Here is a 19,233-nt window from a genome sequence, read left to right on the forward strand (position 1 = left end):
TGGATAGCATATTTGCGACATATATCCCGCAAACTGCCTTCACCATTCAAATAACTGATAACGGCCCGAGTTTTGAGTTCTGCTGTATAAACACGATTGCGTTCACGCGACAAAAAAGCTGAGGGGCCCTCAGATTCGTACTGATCTATCCAATCGCTAATGGTAGTGATATCTACTTGTAATAATGCTGCTGCTTCACTACGTGTCATTCTACCTGAGAGGCATTTCTGGGTAACTCTGGTTTTCTCTTCTGCTGTTGCTTTTTGCTTATGAGGCATGAAAAACTCCCCCTATGATGACAGTTTTATTTTTTACTGTCTCTCATAAGGGGAGCATATCAATGGGCTTTCGTAGTTGTTTTTTGATATGTCATGGTGTTGGGATAAACTTTGCGAGGAAAGTGTGACCGCCAGCTACCAGATTCTTGTGGATTTTTGCCAACGGGGCGAAAATCGGAGAATATTCCAGGCGCATTTTGAAGCGCAGCTGCGTATGGTCGGTGCAGCCGAAAATAGGAATGCGGTCAAGGACGAATGGATTTTCCGTCTGGCTGCTGACACCGTAATTGACGGTGAAGGCAGCGCGGTAACCAGCATCCTTGGTCATTTTGATGAGTTCATCATCATAGGAGCCGCAAGGATAGGCGATGAAGTTCACATCTTTTTTCAAGTGCCATTCCAAGGCTTTTTTGGAGCCGTCAAGTTGATTCCAGGTTTCTTCGGGACTGGTAGAATCCAGTTCCATATGGGAGAGGGTATGGCTCTCAAAATCGATGCGGCCGCTTTCCTGCATCTCCTCGACCTGAGCCCAGGTGAGGTAATTGGGATAGGTGCTCACATAATCGGAAATCAGGAAAATCGTACCTTTTAAATTGTATTTTTCCAGAATGGGGTAAGCGTTGCGGTAGTTATCCACATACCCATCGTCAAAGGTGAGAACAACCGGTTTATCCGGCAGTTCGGTACCGTTTTCCCAAGCATCGAACATCTCGGCTGGCGTAATGGTGTGAAAACCATTGTCGGCCAGATATTTCATTTGGGCCTCAAACTGGTCCGTGTGAACCGTCAAGGCGTTTTCATCGCGGTCGTTGATTTGATGGTAATTGAGCACAGGGACAGACCGGGTTGCATTGTGCATCAGATAGGCGCAAACAGCAAAGCCGGCTAACAAAAGTACAAGCGCAAAGATACTTAGGCGCTTTATCCAGGTTGCCATGAGTAGACACATCCTTTTTTAGTATTCAATCCTGTCTAATATAATACAATCAAGTGGACATGTCAAATGAAAAACTCCCCGTCAGCGGACAGGGAGTTTTGTGATGCGATTTTTACTGAAGTACGCGGCAGGCACCAGCGTAATGAGCTACTCGGTAATCACGGGACAAATCATCGTAAGCAATACCGTAGGTAGTGGAAGCATGAATCATCTTGCCATTGCCAACGTAAATGCCTACATGGGAAATGTTCACATAGTCACCAGCGAAGAATACCAGGTCGCCGGGCTGAAGTTCGGATTTGCTGACCGGCGTGCCGGCAGTAGCCTGAATGTCTGCCGTGCGCGGCAGGTCGATGCCACAGCGGGCGAAGACATACTGTACGAAACCGGAGCAGTCAAAACCACTCGGTGAGGAACCGCCCCACACATACGGAACACCGAGGAACTGCTGGGCGGTATCGATGACGTTATTGCCGCTGCTGATATAAGATTCTGGTTTTACTTTTGGCATCGGACGGTGAAGCAGCATTTCATAGGATTGTGCCCCGACAAGTCCATCAACATCGAGATGATTATCTTTCTGGAACTGGCGGACCGCCTCCTGAGTGGCTGGGCCGAAGTCGCCATCAACACTTACATCGTAACCGGAGCTGGCCAGCGCCTGCTGGATTTCTGTTACTTCTTGTCCTGTGTCACCGAGACGGAATGCAGCCGCATCGCTGATCGATGGAACCGAAAGACAGAACGCAGCGGCTAAAAGCATAGCACCAATTTTTCTACGCAATAGAAGACCTCCTCAAAACAATACATATTAATCGCTAATTTTCAATTTAAACTTTTGATATTATATCATGTTAGTACCTGGGAGGTCAACTGGGTCATAAAAAGTTGCCAAATCCGTTAAGAAAAGGGCTTTAATAAAATCTCAATTCGTTTTATAATAAAAGATGCTGTATTTGATTAGGAACCACGGAAGTTGATTCCATATATAAAGGAGATATTGCAATTTATGCAGAGAAATGATTTGTGCTGGTGTGGCAGCGGCAAGAAATATAAGAAGTGCCATGCCGACTTTGATGAACGTTTGGAAGAGATGAAATTCAATGTATTTTTAGGGCAGTGCCGTCCACCAAAGAAAATTATCAATAACGCCCATGATATCGAATGCATCCGCAAAGCGGGCGTAATCAACGATGGTGCCCTGGATTTGGCAGGTTCCCTGGTAAAAGAGGGCGTGGACACGGCTTCCATCGATAAAGCAGTTCACGATTACATTGTGGAGCGCGGTGGTTATCCGTCCTGTCTTAATTATGAAGGATTTCCGAAGAGCTGTTGCATTTCCATCAATGAGGTGGTTTGCCATGGCATCCCATCGCCAAAGACGATTTTGAAGGATGGCGATATCCTCAACATCGATATAACGACGACGCTGGACGGCTACTATGCCGATGCTTCCCGTATGTTTATGGTAGGAAATGTTTCGCCGGAAGCAGAGAAACTGGTGCGAGTTACGAAAGAATGCATGGAACGGGGCATTGCAGCTGCTAAGCCTTGGCATTTCGTAGGCGACATCAGTGCTGCCTGCGGTGATTTTGCGCACCTCAACGGTTACTCCGTAGTAACGGATTTGGGCGGCCATGGTGTTGGCAAGGATTTCCACATGGAGCCTTTTGTAGCCCATGAAGGAGAAGCGAATACCGGTATGCTGCTGGTGCCGGGCATGGTACTGACGGTGGAGCCGATGATTAATATGGGCAAGAAGCAGGTAACGGTGGACAGCAGCGATAACTGGACCGTGCGCACGAAGGATAAAAAACTGTCTGCTCAGTGGGAGAAGACGATTCTCATCACGGAAACAGGTACGGAGGTATTGTCGTCGTAATGACAACATTTAAAGAATTAGGAATCCGCGACAACGTATGCGAAGCGTTGCGCAACAAGGGAATCAAAGAGGCAACTCCTGTTCAGGAAGCCGCCATTCCGCTGGTTCGTGCCGGCAAAGACGTCATTGCTCAGGCACAGACTGGCACGGGTAAGACCTTGGCATTTTTGTTGCCTATCCTGGAAAAAATCAAGCCTCAAGCTGACGTTGCCCAGGCACTGGTTGTAACGCCGACCCGTGAACTGGCTATCCAGATTGCCAAGGTGGCCGCTGTGGTGGGTGAGGCCGCTGGTGTAAGCTCGCTGGTCATTTACGGTGGCCAGGATATTGAACGCCAGAAGCAAAAACTTCGCCGTCATCCGCAGCTCATCATCGGTACCCCGGGGCGCTTGCTTGACCACTTGCGCCGCGGTACCATTGACTTGTCAAAAGTCAATAAAGTCGTTTTGGATGAAGCAGACGAAATGATGCGGCTGGGCTTTATTGAGGATGTAGAACTATTATTGAAGGCTTCTGCCAACGACCGTCAGCTGACCTTGTTTTCAGCGACGATGCCGGACCGCATCAAAGCGCTGGCAGCTCGTTATATGCGGTCGCCTGAAAACATCAAAATCAAGAGCGAGCATGTGACGCTGGATGCCATTGAGCAGGTTATCATGGATACGACGGAAGAGCAGAAAATCGACCGGCTGTGCGAATGCATCAACGGGGACAATCCGTATTTGGCCATGGTATTTTGTCATACCAAGCAGCGCGCACATATGGTTACCATGGCGCTGGCGGCTCGTGGCTATCTTGTCGATGAGCTCCATGGAGACTTGTCCCAGGTACAGCGTGCCCTGGTTCTTAAGCGCTTCCGCAAGGCTGAGCTGCAGATACTCTGCGCTACGGATATCGCAGCCCGGGGCCTAGATATCGAGGGCGTGACCCATGTATTCAATTACGATATTCCTCACGATGCGGAAAGCTATATTCATCGCATCGGTCGTACCGGCCGTGCAGGCCAGCAGGGTAAGGCAGTAACCTTTGTCAATGCACGGCAATACGATTTGCTGCGCCGCATCGAGATGGGAATCAAGAACCGCATTCGCAAGGAGCATTCCGAGCGTCATCATAAGCACCAGGAGAAGCAGGCGCAAATCCTGCAGGAAATCCGCAAAAAACGCGAGGAGAAGAAGAAAAAGGCAAAGCCGCTTTCTAAGTATGCCAACCGCAAAGGGGCGTCCCATAAGGGGCGCAATGGGCGAAGCCGCCGCACGGCTGCGCCAAAGAAAACAAAAACAAACTTTGGCAATCGTTCCAAGATGGGACGCCATTGATGAAAAAAACTTCCTGACCTTCGATCAGGAAGTTTTTTATTGGCTAGTTGTCGTAAATTTTCAAAAAAATCCATCAAAACAGGCAGGAAATCGGGAAAAAAGGTCGAAAACTTTCACTGTAACCAAATAAAAGGAGGAGATTCCATGATTGGTATCAAAAATGTTATTGCCATTGTTTGCGGCGGTGGACCGGCGCCAGGCATCAACAGCGTTATCTCAGGCGTAGTCAACGAGGCAACTCGTCATGGTTGGGATGTCTTAGGTATTTACGACGGTTTTTCCCGCATCGGTCGTGGGGAAAAGAATTATGTCCGTCTTGAACCTAAGAACATCAGCCGGATTCATCTGACTGGTGGCTGCATCCTCAAGATGTCGCGCTTCAATCCGACGAAAAAGGAATCGGATCTTCGCACCGTGGTTGAGACACTTACGGAACTTGGCGTAACGCATCTGGTGACGATTGGCGGCGATGATACCGCTTACAGTTCAGCGGCAGTTTCGGAATACGCGCGGAAGATGGGACGTACCATCAATGTCGTTCATGTTCCGAAGACAATTGATAACGACCTGCCACTTCCGGAAGGGGTTCCGACCTTTGGCTTTGAAACGGCCCGCGCTTTTGCTACAACGGAAATCGAAAACCTCATGGAAGATGCCCGCACGACCAACAATCGTTGGTATTTCACCATTGCTATGGGGCGTACGGCTGGCCACCTGGCACTGGGCATGGGCCGCAGTGCTGGAGCTGCCCTTACGGTAATTCCGGAGGAGTTCCCCGAGGATAAGATTCCGCTTCAGCAGATTGTCGATATCATTACAGGTTCGGTGGTCAAACGTTACTTAACGGGTAAGAATTACGGTGTTGCCGTTATCGCCGAAGGTGTTATTGAGAAAATCGCGCCGGAAGACTTCGAGAAGTTGGGGACGGTAGTCAAGGATGAACACGGACATATCCGCTACAGTGAGCTGGACTTCGGTGAGATTCTCAAACAGGCCGTATTGGCAGAAGTCAAGAAACTGGGAATCAAGATCTCGGTTATTGATAAAGAAATCGGTTATGAGCTTCGTTGCACGGCGCCAATTGCTTACGATATCGATTATGCACGCTCCCTTGGTTATTCCGCCGTTAAATTCCTTATGGCGGGGGACAGCGGTGCTCTGATTACGATTCAGGATAATAAAGCTGTTCCCATGCGCTTTGAGGATATCAAAGACCCGGCAACGGGGAAAACGATGGTACGCAAGGTCAACATCGAATCCATCCAGTATCGGATTGCCCGCGGTCTCATGATGCGGTTAGAGAGAGCGGACCTCGATGATCCAGGCCTTGCCAACGCTTATCGTATGGAGCCGAAAAAGTTCAAAGAACGCTATCAGTACCTCTTTGATGATAAAGAAGAAAAAGCAGCTGGGGTATCTAAGAAAAAGAAATAAGTTCGCCTATGAATCGGCATAAAATTAGCAGGAGAAATATCTTCTGCTAATTTTTTTATTTTTTTTTGAAAAAGGGGTTGACGGATACGATGACATGCTCTATAATAATTTCTTGTCAGCCGGTGATGCGAAAGCAAAGCACGGCGGCCACGAAATATCGCGGGGTGGAGCAGTCGGTAGCTCGTCGGGCTCATAACCCGAAGGTCACAGGTTCAAGTCCTGTCCCCGCAACCAAATGATAATACCCAACATTCGAAGATAATTTTTATTATCGCGGGATGGAGCAGTCGGTAGCTCGTCGGGCTCATAACCCGAAGGTCACAGGTTCAAGTCCTGTTCCCGCAACCAAATGCTGGAAATGCTGATATAGCTCAGTCGGTAGAGCGTATCCTTGGTAAGGATAAGGTCACCAGTTCAATCCTGGTTATCAGCTCCATATATTCGGCGGCGTAGCTCAGTTGGCTAGAGCATGCGGTTCATACCCGCAGTGTCAGGAGTTCAAATCTCTTCGCCGCCACCAATTTTACAAATGAACCCCTGTAGAAGGGGTTTTATTTATGTATAATGTCGAAAAATAATTTCGCCTTGTCAAGGTTTTTTTATTGACAGCCTGTAGCAAGTGTGATAAATTGTATTAGTGACATTGTGAAAGAGTCATAGTTTCTGAGCGTAAGGGGTGTAATAAGAGATGCGCAACAATATCACGTTGGAGTGCACGGAGTGCAAAAGCCGCAACTACCGTACCAACAAGAACAAGAAGAACAACCCGGATCGTCTGGAGTTCAATAAGTACTGCAAGTTCTGCAAGAAGCACACGCTGCACAAAGAGACGAAATAATCGCTTTAGCGGGTTGAACGGAGATGTGAAGTAACTGTGAAGAAATTCATAGACGAAGTAATCGCCGAGATGAAAAAAGTATCCTGGGCAACAAAGAAGGAGCTTTTCAACTATACGATAGTTGTCGGCATCGCTGTTGCGATTGTCTGTGCCCTGATTTGGTTCTGCGATACGGTCTTTGCAAGATTGTTCCACATCATTTTAAGGTAAGCAGGGTGAGATAAGCATGGCAGACAAGGACGAGATGGATCTCCGTCAGGATAATCCTGGCAGAGCATGGTATGTAATCCATACCTATTCAGGTTACGAGAATAAGGTTAAAGCGAATCTCGAGCGCCTGATTCACACGGCCAACATGAGCGACATGATTTTCAATGTCGTCGTTCCCGTAGAGGATGAGGTCGAAATCAAGGACGGCAAGAAAAAAGTCGTTCCGCGAAAAGTCTTCCCAGGCTATGTGCTGGTTGACATGATTGTCGATGAGCATTCCTGGTACGTTGTGCGCAACACTACTGGTGTAACGGGGTTTGTCGGTTCTGAGAAACACCCGATTCCGCTTACTGATGCTGAAGCGAAACGTATCTTGAAATCCATGGGCGAGGAAGAGCTCAAACCCGAACTGGACGTATCCGTCGGGGATGTGGTTCGCATCAACTCGGGTGTTTTTGAGAACTACACCGGCACGGTTTCTGAGATTGATCAGGAAAAAGGCCGCTTGAAAGTTCTTGTAGAGGAAACCCCGATTGACCTTGGCTTCAATCAGGTCGAAACGCTCTAATTGAAGCCACTAAAATCCATTTTTGGGAGGTGTAAATACAATGGCAAAGAAAGTTTCTAAGATTGTCAAGCTCCAGGTTGTTGCTGGTAAAGCTAATCCGGCTCCTCCGGTAGGTCCGGCTCTTGGTCAGGCTGGTGTCAACATCATGGGCTTCTGTAAGGAATTCAACGAGAGAACCAAAGCACAGGCTGGCCTTGTCATCCCTGTTGTTATTACGGTTTTTGAGGATAGATCCTTCACGTTCATCACCAAGACTCCGCCGGCTGCTGTTCTTCTGAAGAAGGCTGCTAAGATCGACAAAGCTTCTGGTGAGCCGAACAAGAACAAAGTTGCTAAACTGCCGCGTGCAGAGGCAATGAAGATTGCTGAGAGCAAGATGGCTGACCTCAACGCTGCTGACATCGAGGCTGCTACCCGCATGATCGAGGGTACGGCACGCAGCATGGGTATCGAAATCGTTGACTAATCGTCGATGATTTCATCCTGTGGGAGGCAATTACCGTTATTACCACGAGAGGAGATTACTTACAATGGCTAAAGCTGGTAAGAAATATCAGGACGCTTGCAAGCTCGTAGAAGCTGGCAAGGTCTACACGGCTGCTGAGGCTATGGAACTCGTCAAGAAGACGGCTACGGCGAAATTCGATGAAACCATCGAACTGCACGTTCGTCTCGGCGTTGATCCGAAATATGCTGATCAGCAGGTTCGCGGCGCTATGGTACTGCCGCATGGCACGGGTAAATCCAAGCGCGTTCTCGTCTTTGCAAAAGGTGAGAAAGTTAAGGAAGCAGAAGCAGCAGGTGCTGACTTCGTTGGTTCCGATGAAATCGTCCAGAAAATCCAGGGCGGCTGGCTCGACTTCGACGTCGCTGTCGCTACTCCGGACATGATGGGCACTGTCGGTCGTCTTGGTAAGGTCCTTGGTCCTCGCGGCCTCATGCCGAACCCGAAACTGGGCACGGTTACGATGGATCTCACGAAGGCTATTTCCGAGATTAAAGCAGGTAAAGTCGAGTACCGTACTGACAAAGCAGGTAATGTACACTGCCCGATCGGTAAGGCATCCTTCGACGCTGAGAAGCTTCAGCAGAACTTCCAGGCCCTGATTGATACACTGAACCGTGTAAAACCGGCTGCTGCTAAAGGCCAGTACATGCGCTCCATTACGGTCAGCGCAACGATGGGCCCTGGCATCCCGGTTCAGCTCTAATCTGAGCTGATTAGGTTCACGAGGCTCCGGTCTCAACAACTGTATAACGATGGCTGTAGACAGCAGGTTTGATTTTATCATCTAACGACGATTCGTCGCCTGCCGAGGCCGGAGCACATTGAATTTGACTATTCAACCTCCGGCTGGTGCAGCCGGAGGTTTTTTTACAGGCTTTAAAATCCAAAGAAGACAGGAGGTGTATTCTAAAATGGCAGATTTAACGAAAAAACAGGCAATTGTCGCTGAACTCAAAGATCAGCTGACGAACGCTAAAGGTGTAGTCCTCACGGGCTACAAAGGTCTGACGGTTGCTCAGGACACGGAACTCCGCCGCGAGCTCCGCGCTGCTGGTGTAACGTATCATGTTGTTAAAAACACGATGCTCCGTCTGGCTGCTAAAGAAGCTGGTATCGAGGGCTTTGATGAGCATCTCGAAGGCACGACGGCTTTCGCATTCTCCACGGAGGATGCTATTGCTCCGGCAAAAGTCATCTGCGGCTTCATCAAGAAGAACAAACTCGACGAGAACGAGGTACTGACGATCAAAGTTGGTACGGTTGAGGGTAAGGTCATTGACGCTAATGAGGTCAAGGCTCTGGCTTCGCTGCCGTCTCGCGAGGAACTCATCGCCAAGATGCTGGGCAGCATGAACGCTCCGATTTCCAATACGGTCAACGTTCTGCAGGGTGTTATCCGCAATGCTGTTTATGTGCTTGACGCTGTTCGCGCTCAGAAGGAATCCGCTTAATCGCGTTCCCTCATATAATTAATTAAGAAATTTAAAGAAAAGATTTTTGGAGGTATATTCAAATGACTAAAGAAGAAATCATGGAAGCCATTGAGAACATGACTGTCCTCGAGCTGTCTGAGCTCGTAAAAGCTATGGAAGAGAAATTCGGCGTTAGCGCTGCTGCTCCGGTTGCAGTTGCTGCTGCAGGTGCTGCAGGCGCTGCTGCTGGCGAAGAGAAATCCGAGTTCACGGTTGTTCTCGCTTCCGCTGGCGACAAGAAAATCAACGTTATCAAAGCTGTCCGTGAAGCTACGGGTCTCGGCCTGAAAGAGGCTAAGGCTCTCGTTGATGGCGCTCCGGCTAACGTTAAAGAGAACGTTGCTAAGGCTGAGGCTGAGTCCCTCAAGGCTGCTCTTGAAGAGGCTGGCGCTACGGTTGAGCTGAAGTAATTTCAGTTTCGTACGTTTTAAAGAATCACTCCTTCGGGAGTGGTTCTTTTTTTTTATAAATTTTTCTTTGCCAAGCAGGAATGCTTGACAGAAGGGGAAAACAGTGCTAAACTAAGGAACTACAGGAAAATGAATAGGGATAACTATGCGCAAGCGGAAAGAAACTGGAAGCAAGGTGTAAAATGTCTCATACCTTGTTTTTTTTCTGGTTCCTGTATTCCGCTATTGTTTGTGTGGTTATAATCCCTACATTTCAAAGATCATTCTAGTAAAAATCAGGCTAAGGGGTGAAGGATTTGTTATTTAATCCTGTGCCGGTGGGCAAAAGAACCAGGTATAGCTATGCCAGAATCAAGGAAGTCATGGAGATGCCGCATCTGCTGGATATCCAGCGGAACAGCTACAAGTGGTTCCTCGATGAGGGTTTGCAGGAAATTTTCAACGACATTTCGCCAATTAAGGACTTCTCCGAGAATCTCGTACTGTCCTTTGAGAGCTTTTCGCTTGGCGAGCCAAAATACGGCCTTGACGAGTGCAAAGAGCGCGATGTAACCTATGCGGCTCCTATCCGGGTCAATGTCCGTCTCATTAACCGTGAGACCGGTGAAATTAAAGAACAGGAAGTATTCATGGGCGATTTCCCGCTCATGACGGATACGGGTACGTTCATCATCAATGGTGCTGAGCGTGTTATCGTTAGCCAGTTGGTCCGTTCTCCTGGCGCTTATTATGGAGAGGAAATTGACCCGACCGGTAAACATCTCTATAATTCGACGGTAATCCCGAACCGTGGCGCTTGGATTGAGCTCGAGACGGATACGAATGATGTGGTATCCGTACGTATCGACCGCACTCGTAAGATGCCGGTAACGTATTTCATCCGCGCCCTTGGCTTTGCTACCGATGAAGAAATTATCGATCTCTTTGGGGAAGACCCGCGTATCATGAATACGCTTGAGCGCGATGGTGAGGAAGTCAAATCTCAGGGCAAGGCTGTCATTGAGATTTATAAACGCCTTCGTCCGGGCGAACCGGCGAATGAGGACAATGCAACGCAGCTCCTCAATTCGCTGTTCTTTGACCCGAAACGCTACGACCTGGCTACCGTTGGCCGTTATAAGCTGACGAAAAAACTGGGTTGGAAGCGCCGTATCCTCGGCAAAGTATTGGCTGAGCCGATTGTTGATACGGAGACCGGTGAAATCGTCATTCCGCAGGGTGAAGTCGTTACGGAAAGCATGCTGGATGCTGTTGACGTTGAGCGCGAGAAGCAGCTCTTCGGCGAAGGCAAGCTGGTAACCCTTTATGCGCTGAACAAAGACGGCGGCAAAGTTAAGATGCTGTGCAGCCCAACCCTTGACATTCACGAGCGTACCATCACGAAAAACGATATTATCGCTTCCATTAACTATCTGTTGAATCTCATGGATGGTTTCGGCAGCACGGATGATATCGACCATCTGGGCAACCGCCGTGTTCGTGCAGTAGGTGAGTTGCTGCAGAATCAGTTCCGTATTGGTCTTTCCCGTATGGAACGTGTCGTTCGTGAGCGCATGACGATTCAGGATGTGGATGTTATCACGCCGCAGGCTCTTATTAACATCCGTCCGGTTGTGGCAGCAATCAAAGAGTTCTTTGGTTCTTCCCAGCTGTCTCAGTTCATGGACCAGCACAACCCGCTGTCTGAGCTTACCCATAAACGCCGTCTGTCCGCACTGGGACCGGGTGGTTTGTCTCGTGAGCGCGCAGGCTTCGAAGTTCGCGACGTACACAACTCCCATTATGGCCGCATGTGTCCGGTAGAGTCTCCTGAGGGACCGAATATCGGTCTTATCGGTTCGCTGGCTACCTATGCCCGTGTCAACCAGTTCGGCTTCATGGAGACGCCGTACCGCCGTGTCGACAAGGTCACCCATAAGGTAACGGATGAAGTCCGTTATCTGACGGCTGATGAAGAGGATGAGCTCGTAATCGCACAGGCCAATGAGCCCCTCGATGAAAATGAGTGGTTCATCAATGAGCGTGTAACGGCTCGTTATAACGAAGAAACCGGTCTGCATAACCGCGACACGGTTGACTACATGGACGTTAGCCCGCGTCAGGTCTTCTCGATTGCAACGGCAATGATCCCGTTCCTCGAGAACGACGATGCGAACCGTGCCCTCATGGGTGCGAACATGCAGCGTCAGGCAGTTCCTCTGCTCCGCACCCAGGCACCGCTGGTCGGTACTGGCATGGAGTACAAAGCTGCCTGCGACTCTGGCGTCATGATCCTTGCCAAACATGCTGGTACGGTTGAGCATGTAACGGCTGACTATATCGATGTCCGCCGTGAAGATGGTGAGCTCGATCACTATAAACTGCAGAAATTCCTGCGTTCCAACCAGGGTACCTGCATCAATCAGGTTCCTATCGTATACAAAGGCGACAAGGTTGTCGAAAAACAGCCGATTGCTGACGGCCCGGCTACGGACCATGGCGAGCTGGCTCTTGGTTACAACATCATCGTTGCCTACATGCCTTGGGAAGGCTACAACTACGAGGATGCTGTCCTCCTGTCGGAGAACCTCGTAAAACGCGACCTCTACACCTCAATCCATATCGAAGAGTATGAGTGCGATGCCCGCGACACGAAGCTTGGTCCTGAGGAAATCACCCGCGATATCCCGAACGTTGCCGAAGAGGCTCTCAAAGACCTCGACGAAGAGGGTATCATTTCCATCGGTGCTGACGTACGTCCTGGCGATATCCTCGTCGGTAAGGTTACGCCGAAAGGCGAGACGGAGCTTACGGCAGAGGAGCGCCTGCTGCGCGCTATCTTCGGTGAGAAGGCTCGTGAAGTTCGCGATACGTCCCTGCGTGTGCCGCATGGTGAGCAGGGTAAGATCGTTGACGTCAAGATCTTCAGCCGCGAGAACAATGATGAACTGCCGCCAGGCGTCAATCGTCTTGTCCGCGTCTATATCGCACAGAAACGTAAGATCTCCATCGGCGATAAGATGGCAGGTCGTCACGGTAACAAGGGTGTCGTTTCCCGCATCATGCGTCAGGAAGACATGCCGTTCCTGCCGGATGGCACGCCGGTCGATCTCGTGCTGAACCCGCTCGGCGTTCCGTCGCGAATGAACATCGGTCAGGTGCTCGAGGTTCATCTCGGTATGGCTGTCAAAGTCCTCGGTCAGCAGATCAAGGACGGCGATCCGACGGTTGAGCAGCGTCTCCGCGATGCCGGCTACGACTTCGATAAATACGGCATGCCGAAACCGGATGTCGCTGGTATCCATATCGCAACGCCGGTCTTCGACGGCGCGAAAGATGATGATGTCTGGGGCACGGTCAAAGCTGCTGGCCTGCCGGCTGACGGCAAGACGGTCCTCTACGATGGCCGTACGGGTGAGCCGTTCGAGAACCGCGTAACGGTTGGCTGCACGTACTTCCTCAAGCTGCATCATCTCGTTGCCGATAAGATCCATGCGCGTTCGACCGGTCCGTACTCCCTCGTTACGCAGCAGCCACTGGGTGGTAAAGCTCAGTTCGGTGGCCAGCGTTTCGGTGAGATGGAGGTTTGGGCCCTCGAGGCTTACGGTGCCGCTTACACGCTGCAGGAAATCCTGACGGTTAAATCCGATGATGTTGTCGGACGTGTCAAAGCTTATGAAGCTATCGTTAAGGGCGAAAACATTCCGGAACCGGGTGTACCGGAATCCTTCAAGGTTCTCATCAAAGAGCTTCAGTCTATCGGTCTCGATATCAAAGTTCTCAATGAGGATGCTAAGGAAATCTCGCTTTTGGACGAGGATGATGATGAAGATATCAACAAGACGGCGAAGGATCTTGATCTTGACGTCGCTGGTGTTGATCCGAATAAAGAAGGCGCCGCTGCGTCGCAGACGGCTGGAGCAGACTCCTACGATGAAGGTGCTCCGTCTGATGATGAAAAGCCGGACGACATCATTGCCGACATCGGCAGCATGGGCTCGATTGAAGGCCCGGCCGTAGACAATGCTGATGATGGTGAGGAATAAGAAGGGAGTGTCATCTCTTTGCTGGATGTAAATAATTTTGATTCGATGCGCATCGGTCTGGCCTCTCCGGAGAAAATCCGCGAGTGGTCCTACGGTGAGGTTAAGAAGCCGGAGACCATCAACTATCGCACGCTGAAACCAGAGCGCGATGGTCTGTTCTGCGAGCGTATCTTTGGACCGACCCGCGACTGGGAGTGCCATTGCGGTAAGTATAAACGTATCCGCTATAAGGGCATTGTCTGCGACCGCTGCGGTGTCGAAGTTACGCGCGCCAAGGTGCGTCGTGAGCGCATGGGCCATATCGAGCTCGCTGCTCCGGTATCCCATATCTGGTACTTTAAAGGTATCCCGAGCCGTATGGGCTTGATTCTCGATATCTCTCCGCGAGCTCTTGAGAAAGTCCTGTACTTCGCTTACTATATCGTTCTGGATCCGGGTGAGAACACGGATCTGGCCAAGAAGAGCCTGCTCTCCGAAAAAGAGTATCACGATGCTCTTGAGAAATATGGCAATACGTTCCGCGTCGGCATGGGCGCTGAGGCTATCAAGGAGCTCCTCGATGAACTCGACCTTGAAGCTATGAGCGAATCGCTGCGCAAAGACGTCCGTACGACGTCTGGCCAGAAGAAAATCCGCGCCATCCGTCGGTTGGAAGTTGTCGAGGCTTTCCGCAAGTCTGGCAACAAGCCATCTTGGATGATTCTTGACGTTGTTCCGGTCATTCCGCCGGAACTGCGTCCGATGGTACAGCTCGATGGCGGCCGTTTCGCAACGTCTGACCTCAACGACCTGTATCGCCGTGTCATCAACCGCAACAACCGCCTGAAACGCCTGCTGGATCTCGGCGCGCCGGACATCATTGTCCGCAACGAGAAACGCATGCTGCAGGAGGCTGTTGATGCCCTGATCGATAACGGCCGTCGTGGCCGTCCGGTCACGGGACCGGGCAACCGTCCGCTCAAATCCCTTTCCGATATGCTCAAGGGTAAACAGGGCCGCTTCCGTCAGAACCTGCTCGGTAAGCGCGTTGACTACTCGGGCCGTTCCGTTATCGTTGTTGGTCCGGAACTCAAACTCCATCAGTGCGGTCTGCCGAAGGAGATGGCTCTGGAGCTCTTCAAGCCATTTGTTATGAAGAAACTCGTTGCTTCGGGTGCTGCTCATAACATCAAATCGGCTAAGCGCATGGTTGAGCGTGCCCGTCCGGAAGTTTGGGATGTACTCGAGGATGTCATCAAAGAGCATCCGGTTCTCCTGAACCGTGCCCCGACGCTGCATCGTCTCGGTATTCAGGCTTTCGAGCCGGTTCTCACCGAGGGCCGCGCTTTGAAGCTCCATCCGCTGGCTTGTACGGCTTACAACGCCGACTTCGATGGTGACCAGATGGCTATCCATCTGCCGCTGTCCGCTGAGGCTCAGACGGAGGCCCGCATCCTGATGTTGGCTGCTAACCACATCCTGGCACCGAAAGATGGTAAACCAATCATCGTTCCGACCCAGGACATGGTTCTTGGTGCTTACTATCTGACTATTGTCCGCCCCGGTGCAAAGGGCGAGGGCATGGCTGTTACGGGCATTGCCGAGGCACTCCTCGCATACCAGCAGCATGACCTTGATCTGCAGGCACAGATTACTTGCCGCATTGAGGGACATGGTCTTGTTAAGACGTCGCTGGGCCGCATGATTTTCAGCGAAATTCTGCCGCCGGAGCTTCGTTACTACTACAAAGAAAAAGATTCCGATCAGGAATGCCTGGGTATCCTCATGAACAAGAAGGAACTCGGTAAACTGGTTGCGAACTGCTATAACCACTTTGGCGCTACGAAGACTGCAGAAGTTATCGATAACGTCAAAAACCTCGGTTACCATTACGCCTGCATTGCCGGCATGACGGTTGCTATCTCCGACGTTATCGTACCGCCGAAGAAGAAGACCATCATTGCCGACACGCAGAAAATCGTCAATAAGGTTGAGCGCCAGTTCGACCGTGGTCTCATCACGGAAGAAGAGCGTTATCATAAGGTTGTCGACCTCTGGTCGGTTGCTACCGATGATGTCGCTGATGCGATGATGGACAACATGGACACCTTCAACCCAATCTTCATGATGGCTGACTCCGGTGCCCGTGGTAACAAACAGCAGATGCGTCAGCTGGCTGGTATGCGCGGTCTTATGGCTGACCCGTCTGGTAAAATCATCGACTTGCCAATCACGGCAAACTTCCGTGAAGGTCTGTCGGTATCCGATTACTTTATTTCGTCTCATGGTGCTCGTAAAGGTCTTGCCGATACGGCTCTGCGTACAGCTGATTCGGGTTACCTTACCCGTCGTCTCGTTGACGTCGCTCAGGATGTCATCGTCCGTGAAGAGGACTGCGATATCTCGACCCTCAACATGGTTCAGGCGCGTGCAAGACTTGCAGAATCCACGCTGGATGCTCTCGAAATCCTCAACGACAGCCTTATGGGCCGTCTGCTTGGTGCCGATGTTCTCGACCCCGAGACCAAAGAGGTCCTCTTTGCCAAGGACACCATCCTCGGCGAGGAAGAACTCCAGATTATCGGCGAGAAGAGCGTATCCGAAATCATGGTTCGCGGTTCTTCGCTGGCATCCGAGGCAGCTATCAGCAATGCGATGATTACCGAGGCAATTTCCCTTGGCGAACCGGATGCAGCTGCTCGTGCCAAGATCAAGGATTCCATGCTGCATGAGATGAATGGCAAGGAAGTTACGCGCGATGTTGTCGACGAGGATGGCAATGTTATCCTGGCTGCCGGCGAGCATCTTGACGAAGCTAAGATTCAGGCTATTCTCGACAGCAGTGCTAAGGAACTCCGCGTTCGCAACAACAACGTCCGTGGTATCGAAGTTGAAGCCATCAAAGAAGGCGACGGCATCATCGAGTCACTGGCTGAGCGCATTGTGGGTCGTGTTCTCGCTGAGAACATCGATGACCCGCAGACGGGTGAGCGCATTGCGTCCATCAACGACACGGTTAACGAAGACCTGGCAAAACGCATCGAGAAGGTTCGTGACCGCGTATCCATCCGCAGCGTCTTGACCTGTAAGTCGCAGTTCGGCGTCTGCATTAAGTGTTACGGCCGTGACCTTGCTAACCAGGCTGAGGTTGAAATCGGTGAGGCAGTCGGTATCATCGCCGCTCAGTCCATCGGTGAGCCGGGTACGCAGCTCACCATGCGTACGTTCCACTCCGGTGGTGTCGCAGGTGATGATATTACCCAGGGTCTTCCGCGTGTCGAGGAGCTCTTCGAGGCTCGTAAGCCGAAACATCATGCTATCATTGCCGAGATCGAAGGCCGTGCAGAGGTCGAGGATTCCGGTAAGGGCATGCGTAAGGTTACAATTGTTCCGGACGAGGGCGAACCCAGAGAATATGCTATCCCGTATGGTGCCCGTATGGCAGCTAAACAGGGAATGCATTTGAAACCGGGTGACAAGCTCACGGAAGGTTCCATTAACCCGCACGATATCCTGCGCGTTTGCGGCCTGCAGGCTACGCAGCGTTATCTCGTATACGAAGTACAGAAAGTATACAAATCTCAGGGTGTTGAGATTAACGATAAACACATCGAGGTAATGGTTCGCCAGATGCTTCACAAGGTGAAAATCGAGGAATCCGGCAGCACGGATTTCCTGCCAGGCGAGTACATCGATATCAATTCCTTCGAGGGTGCCAATACGAAAGCTATCGAGGAAGGCGGCGAGCCGGCTGTGGCTAAACCGATTCTCCTTGGTATCACGAAGGCATCGCTGGCTACGGACTCCTTCATGTCCGCTGCATCCTTCCAGGAGACGACTCGTGTCCTGACGGATGCTGCCATCAAGGGTAAAGTTGATCCGCTGATTGGTCTGAAAGAGAACGTTATCATCGGTAAACTCATCCCAGCTGGTACGGGCATGAGCCGTTATCGCAACCTCAAGATTGTTGATAACGATCCGAAACCGGCTCCGGAAGCTGAGGCAGAGTCTGTAGTGGACGATGCTGCAGAAACGGCAGAAGTTTAATCGTTTCGATTGATACGAAAAAAGGAGGGGACTGTCCATAGGACGGTTCCCTCTTTTTTATAAAACAATGATGATTTTAGGAGGCACGAAATATGTCTGAAGCATGTAATCATGATTGCAGTTCCTGTGGTACGACCTGTGGGTCAGATACCCGTAAATTAAAGGATATGCATGAAGAGCCAAATGAACTCAGCGATATCCGTCATGTTATTGCCGTAGTAAGCGGTAAAGGCGGTGTGGGTAAATCGTTGGTAACGGGGCTGCTGTCGGTAGCTATGTCCCGCAAGGGTAAGCACGTGGGCATTATGGATGCGGATATTACGGGGCCATCAATTCCGAAGATGTTTGGTACGACTGGGGAAGTCCGGGGAACGTCTGCTGGTGCATATCCGGTAACTACAGCTGGCGGCATTGATATTGTCAGCATGAATCTGTTGCTGGAAAACAGCACGGACCCAGTGGTTTGGCGTGGCCCGGTAATCAGCGGTGTCGTCAAGCAGTTCTGGCATGACTTTATCTGGCAGGATGTGGACTATATGTTTGTGGACATGCCGCCGGGGACTGGTGATGTACCCCTGACGGTTATGCAGACTATCCGCTTGGATGGTATTGTCATTGTCACGAGTCCTCAGGAGCTCGTATCCATGATTGTGGAGAAAGCTGTGAAGATGGCAGAAGCTATGAAGGTGCCTATCCTTGGCCTGGTGGAGAACATGAGCTATTTTGAATGCCCAGATTGTGGCAAACGTCATGAAATCTACGGCAAAAGCCATGTAGAGGAAGTGGCGGCACAATATGGTCTTGATGTTCTGGGCCGTATTCCCATCAAACCGGAACTGGCAGCGCAGTGCGATGCTGGCCAGATTGAAACGGTTGAAGGAAATTATCTCAGCGAGGCCGCTGCAAAAATTTTGGAACTTGATAAATAAAACGCTTAGGAGAAAAGCCCCGTTGACTCATGTAGAAGTCAACGGGGCTTTTGTCATTTACAGTTTGCAGGGGAGTAGTACCCAGCTCGTATTCGAGGTAAGTCGCCGGCGGCGGGGGCCCCAGTACCAACGCTCCACCGGTGACAACCCGCTACAAGAAATTTTTGCCTTTTAATTAAGAATTGGAAAACAGTTAAACGCGCTTCGCTTGAACAAAACTGCTTTTCCAACGAGAACGCAGGCAAAAATTTCTTGCTTCACGCGGAACGTCAAGGCTACGCTTATGGTACTGGGGCCCCGCCGCCTCGGTTAGAGCCGTCACAAAACTGCCTTCCCCTCTGGGGGCAACGAAGTTGCGGATGTCCGGTGGACATCCCGGGCGGTGGGCGCGAAGCGC

18 protein-coding genes, 4 tRNA genes and 1 other annotated feature are annotated in these 19,233 nt (G+C 50.7%); of the genes, 18 read left to right on the plus strand and 4 right to left on the minus strand.

Translation table 11 applies throughout. The features are described 5' to 3' along the window. The 3 genes from BLQ36_RS12705 to BLQ36_RS12715 all read right to left on the minus strand — a co-directional run. Positions 1-278 (minus strand): helix-turn-helix domain-containing protein (locus tag BLQ36_RS12705; protein ID WP_143558707.1); only part of this gene is annotated, 278 nt, incomplete at its 3' end. A 91-nt stretch (positions 279-369) separates the two neighbouring features. Then, the gene (locus BLQ36_RS12710; protein ID WP_074515941.1) at positions 370-1,215 is read right to left on the minus strand and encodes a polysaccharide deacetylase family protein; all 846 of its coding nucleotides are present in this window, start codon (positions 1,213-1,215) and stop codon (positions 370-372) included. A 112-nt stretch (positions 1,216-1,327) separates the two neighbouring features. Further along, entirely contained in the window at positions 1,328-1,999 is a 672-nt protein-coding gene (locus tag BLQ36_RS12715) for an NlpC/P60 family protein (protein WP_074515942.1), read from the minus strand. Between the two features lie 225 nt (positions 2,000-2,224). Between BLQ36_RS12715 and map the strand changes: the two genes are divergently transcribed. The 18 genes from map (at position 2,225) to BLQ36_RS13475 (ending at position 19,011) form a co-directional block, all read left to right on the plus strand. Continuing rightward, positions 2,225-3,097 (plus strand): type I methionyl aminopeptidase, encoded by an 873-nt coding sequence (map, locus tag BLQ36_RS12720; RefSeq protein WP_074515943.1) that lies wholly within the window; start codon positions 2,225-2,227, stop codon positions 3,095-3,097. Continuing rightward, positions 3,097-4,416: a DEAD/DEAH box helicase gene (locus tag BLQ36_RS12725; protein ID WP_074515944.1), complete on the plus strand. Its 1,320-nt coding sequence runs from the start codon at positions 3,097-3,099 to the stop codon at positions 4,414-4,416. Before map ends, BLQ36_RS12725 begins: the two co-directional genes overlap by 1 nt. 144 nt (positions 4,417-4,560) lie before the next feature. After that, complete coding sequence (pfp, locus tag BLQ36_RS12730; RefSeq protein WP_074515945.1) at positions 4,561-5,850, plus strand: diphosphate--fructose-6-phosphate 1-phosphotransferase; 1,290 nt, start codon at positions 4,561-4,563, stop codon at positions 5,848-5,850. Positions 5,851-6,008: 158 nt separating this feature from the next. Beyond that, positions 6,009-6,084, plus strand: a tRNA-Met gene (locus BLQ36_RS12735). Between the two features lie 38 nt (positions 6,085-6,122). Further along, positions 6,123-6,198, plus strand: a tRNA-Met gene (locus BLQ36_RS12740). Between the two features lie 12 nt (positions 6,199-6,210). Next, positions 6,211-6,286: transfer RNA gene (locus BLQ36_RS12745), tRNA-Thr, on the plus strand. A gap of 7 nt (positions 6,287-6,293) precedes the next feature. Beyond that, positions 6,294-6,370, plus strand: a tRNA-Met gene (locus BLQ36_RS12750). Between the two features lie 168 nt (positions 6,371-6,538). After that, positions 6,539-6,688: a 50S ribosomal protein L33 gene (gene rpmG / locus BLQ36_RS12755; RefSeq protein ID WP_033170892.1), complete on the plus strand. Its 150-nt coding sequence runs from the start codon at positions 6,539-6,541 to the stop codon at positions 6,686-6,688. Between the two features lie 36 nt (positions 6,689-6,724). Next, positions 6,725-6,898 carry a preprotein translocase subunit SecE gene (gene secE / locus BLQ36_RS12760; RefSeq protein ID WP_033170891.1) on the plus strand — a complete coding sequence of 58 codons (174 nt, stop codon included), beginning with the start codon at positions 6,725-6,727 and terminating at the stop codon, positions 6,896-6,898. A 16-nt stretch (positions 6,899-6,914) separates the two neighbouring features. Next, positions 6,915-7,466, plus strand: coding sequence for a transcription termination/antitermination protein NusG (nusG, locus tag BLQ36_RS12765; RefSeq protein ID WP_033170890.1), 552 nt, complete (start codon positions 6,915-6,917; stop codon positions 7,464-7,466). Between the two features lie 40 nt (positions 7,467-7,506). Further along, positions 7,507-7,932 (plus strand): 50S ribosomal protein L11, encoded by a 426-nt coding sequence (gene rplK, locus BLQ36_RS12770; RefSeq protein WP_033170889.1) that lies wholly within the window; start codon positions 7,507-7,509, stop codon positions 7,930-7,932. A 64-nt stretch (positions 7,933-7,996) separates the two neighbouring features. Beyond that, entirely contained in the window at positions 7,997-8,677 is a 681-nt protein-coding gene (gene rplA / locus BLQ36_RS12775) for a 50S ribosomal protein L1 (protein WP_074515946.1), read from the plus strand. Between the two features lie 35 nt (positions 8,678-8,712). Then, positions 8,713-8,851, plus strand: a sequence feature (ribosomal protein L10 leader region). A gap of 34 nt (positions 8,852-8,885) precedes the next feature. Beyond that, a complete protein-coding gene (gene rplJ, locus BLQ36_RS12780) occupies positions 8,886-9,425 on the plus strand; it encodes a 50S ribosomal protein L10 (RefSeq protein ID WP_074515947.1) in 540 nt (179 codons plus the stop codon). Positions 9,426-9,487: 62 nt separating this feature from the next. Continuing rightward, positions 9,488-9,856 carry a 50S ribosomal protein L7/L12 gene (rplL, locus tag BLQ36_RS12785; RefSeq protein WP_074515948.1) on the plus strand — a complete coding sequence of 123 codons (369 nt, stop codon included), beginning with the start codon at positions 9,488-9,490 and terminating at the stop codon, positions 9,854-9,856. Between the two features lie 296 nt (positions 9,857-10,152). Beyond that, positions 10,153-13,881, plus strand: a complete 3,729-nt coding sequence (gene rpoB, locus BLQ36_RS12790; protein WP_074515949.1) for a DNA-directed RNA polymerase subunit beta — start codon at positions 10,153-10,155, stop codon at positions 13,879-13,881. An 18-nt stretch (positions 13,882-13,899) separates the two neighbouring features. Continuing rightward, positions 13,900-17,907 carry a DNA-directed RNA polymerase subunit beta' gene (rpoC, locus tag BLQ36_RS12795; RefSeq protein WP_074515950.1) on the plus strand — a complete coding sequence of 1,336 codons (4,008 nt, stop codon included), beginning with the start codon at positions 13,900-13,902 and terminating at the stop codon, positions 17,905-17,907. 92 nt (positions 17,908-17,999) lie between these two features. Then, entirely contained in the window at positions 18,000-18,836 is an 837-nt protein-coding gene (locus tag BLQ36_RS12800) for an Mrp/NBP35 family ATP-binding protein (protein WP_074515951.1), read from the plus strand. Positions 18,837-18,858: 22 nt separating this feature from the next. Beyond that, positions 18,859-19,011, plus strand: a complete 153-nt coding sequence (locus tag BLQ36_RS13475; RefSeq protein ID WP_180364888.1) for a hypothetical protein — start codon at positions 18,859-18,861, stop codon at positions 19,009-19,011. 18 nt (positions 19,012-19,029) lie between these two features. Here BLQ36_RS13475 and BLQ36_RS13540 read toward each other — a convergent pair. Further along, positions 19,030-19,233, minus strand: a 204-nt coding sequence (locus tag BLQ36_RS13540; protein WP_218970085.1) for a hypothetical protein, incomplete at its 5' end; no start/stop codon positions are given.

It is taken from the genome of Selenomonas sp. WCT3 (assembly GCA_900100835.1).
Classification (GTDB): Bacteria; Bacillota; Negativicutes; order Selenomonadales; family Selenomonadaceae; genus Selenomonas_A; species Selenomonas_A ruminantium_E.

What these genes read in the sequence shown, in the direction of transcription:
- BLQ36_RS12725 (WP_074515944.1), top strand. Translation starts at nt 3,097, where the DNA reads ATGACAACATTTAAAGAATTAGGAATCCGCGACAACGTATGCGAAGCG.
- rplL (WP_074515948.1), top strand. Translation starts at nt 9,488, where the DNA reads ATGACTAAAGAAGAAATCATGGAAGCCATTGAGAACATGACTGTCCTC.
- nusG (WP_033170890.1), top strand. Translation starts at nt 6,915, where the DNA reads ATGGCAGACAAGGACGAGATGGATCTCCGTCAGGATAATCCTGGCAGA.
- rplA (WP_074515946.1), top strand. Translation starts at nt 7,997, where the DNA reads ATGGCTAAAGCTGGTAAGAAATATCAGGACGCTTGCAAGCTCGTAGAA.
- BLQ36_RS12710 (WP_074515941.1), bottom strand. Translation starts at nt 1,215, where the DNA reads ATGGCAACCTGGATAAAGCGCCTAAGTATCTTTGCGCTTGTACTTTTG.
- BLQ36_RS12800 (WP_074515951.1), top strand. Translation starts at nt 18,000, where the DNA reads ATGTCTGAAGCATGTAATCATGATTGCAGTTCCTGTGGTACGACCTGT.
- rplJ (WP_074515947.1), top strand. Translation starts at nt 8,886, where the DNA reads ATGGCAGATTTAACGAAAAAACAGGCAATTGTCGCTGAACTCAAAGAT.
- rplK (WP_033170889.1), top strand. Translation starts at nt 7,507, where the DNA reads ATGGCAAAGAAAGTTTCTAAGATTGTCAAGCTCCAGGTTGTTGCTGGT.
- map (WP_074515943.1), top strand. Translation starts at nt 2,225, where the DNA reads ATGCAGAGAAATGATTTGTGCTGGTGTGGCAGCGGCAAGAAATATAAG.
- pfp (WP_074515945.1), top strand. Translation starts at nt 4,561, where the DNA reads ATGATTGGTATCAAAAATGTTATTGCCATTGTTTGCGGCGGTGGACCG.
- rpmG (WP_033170892.1), top strand. Translation starts at nt 6,539, where the DNA reads ATGCGCAACAATATCACGTTGGAGTGCACGGAGTGCAAAAGCCGCAAC.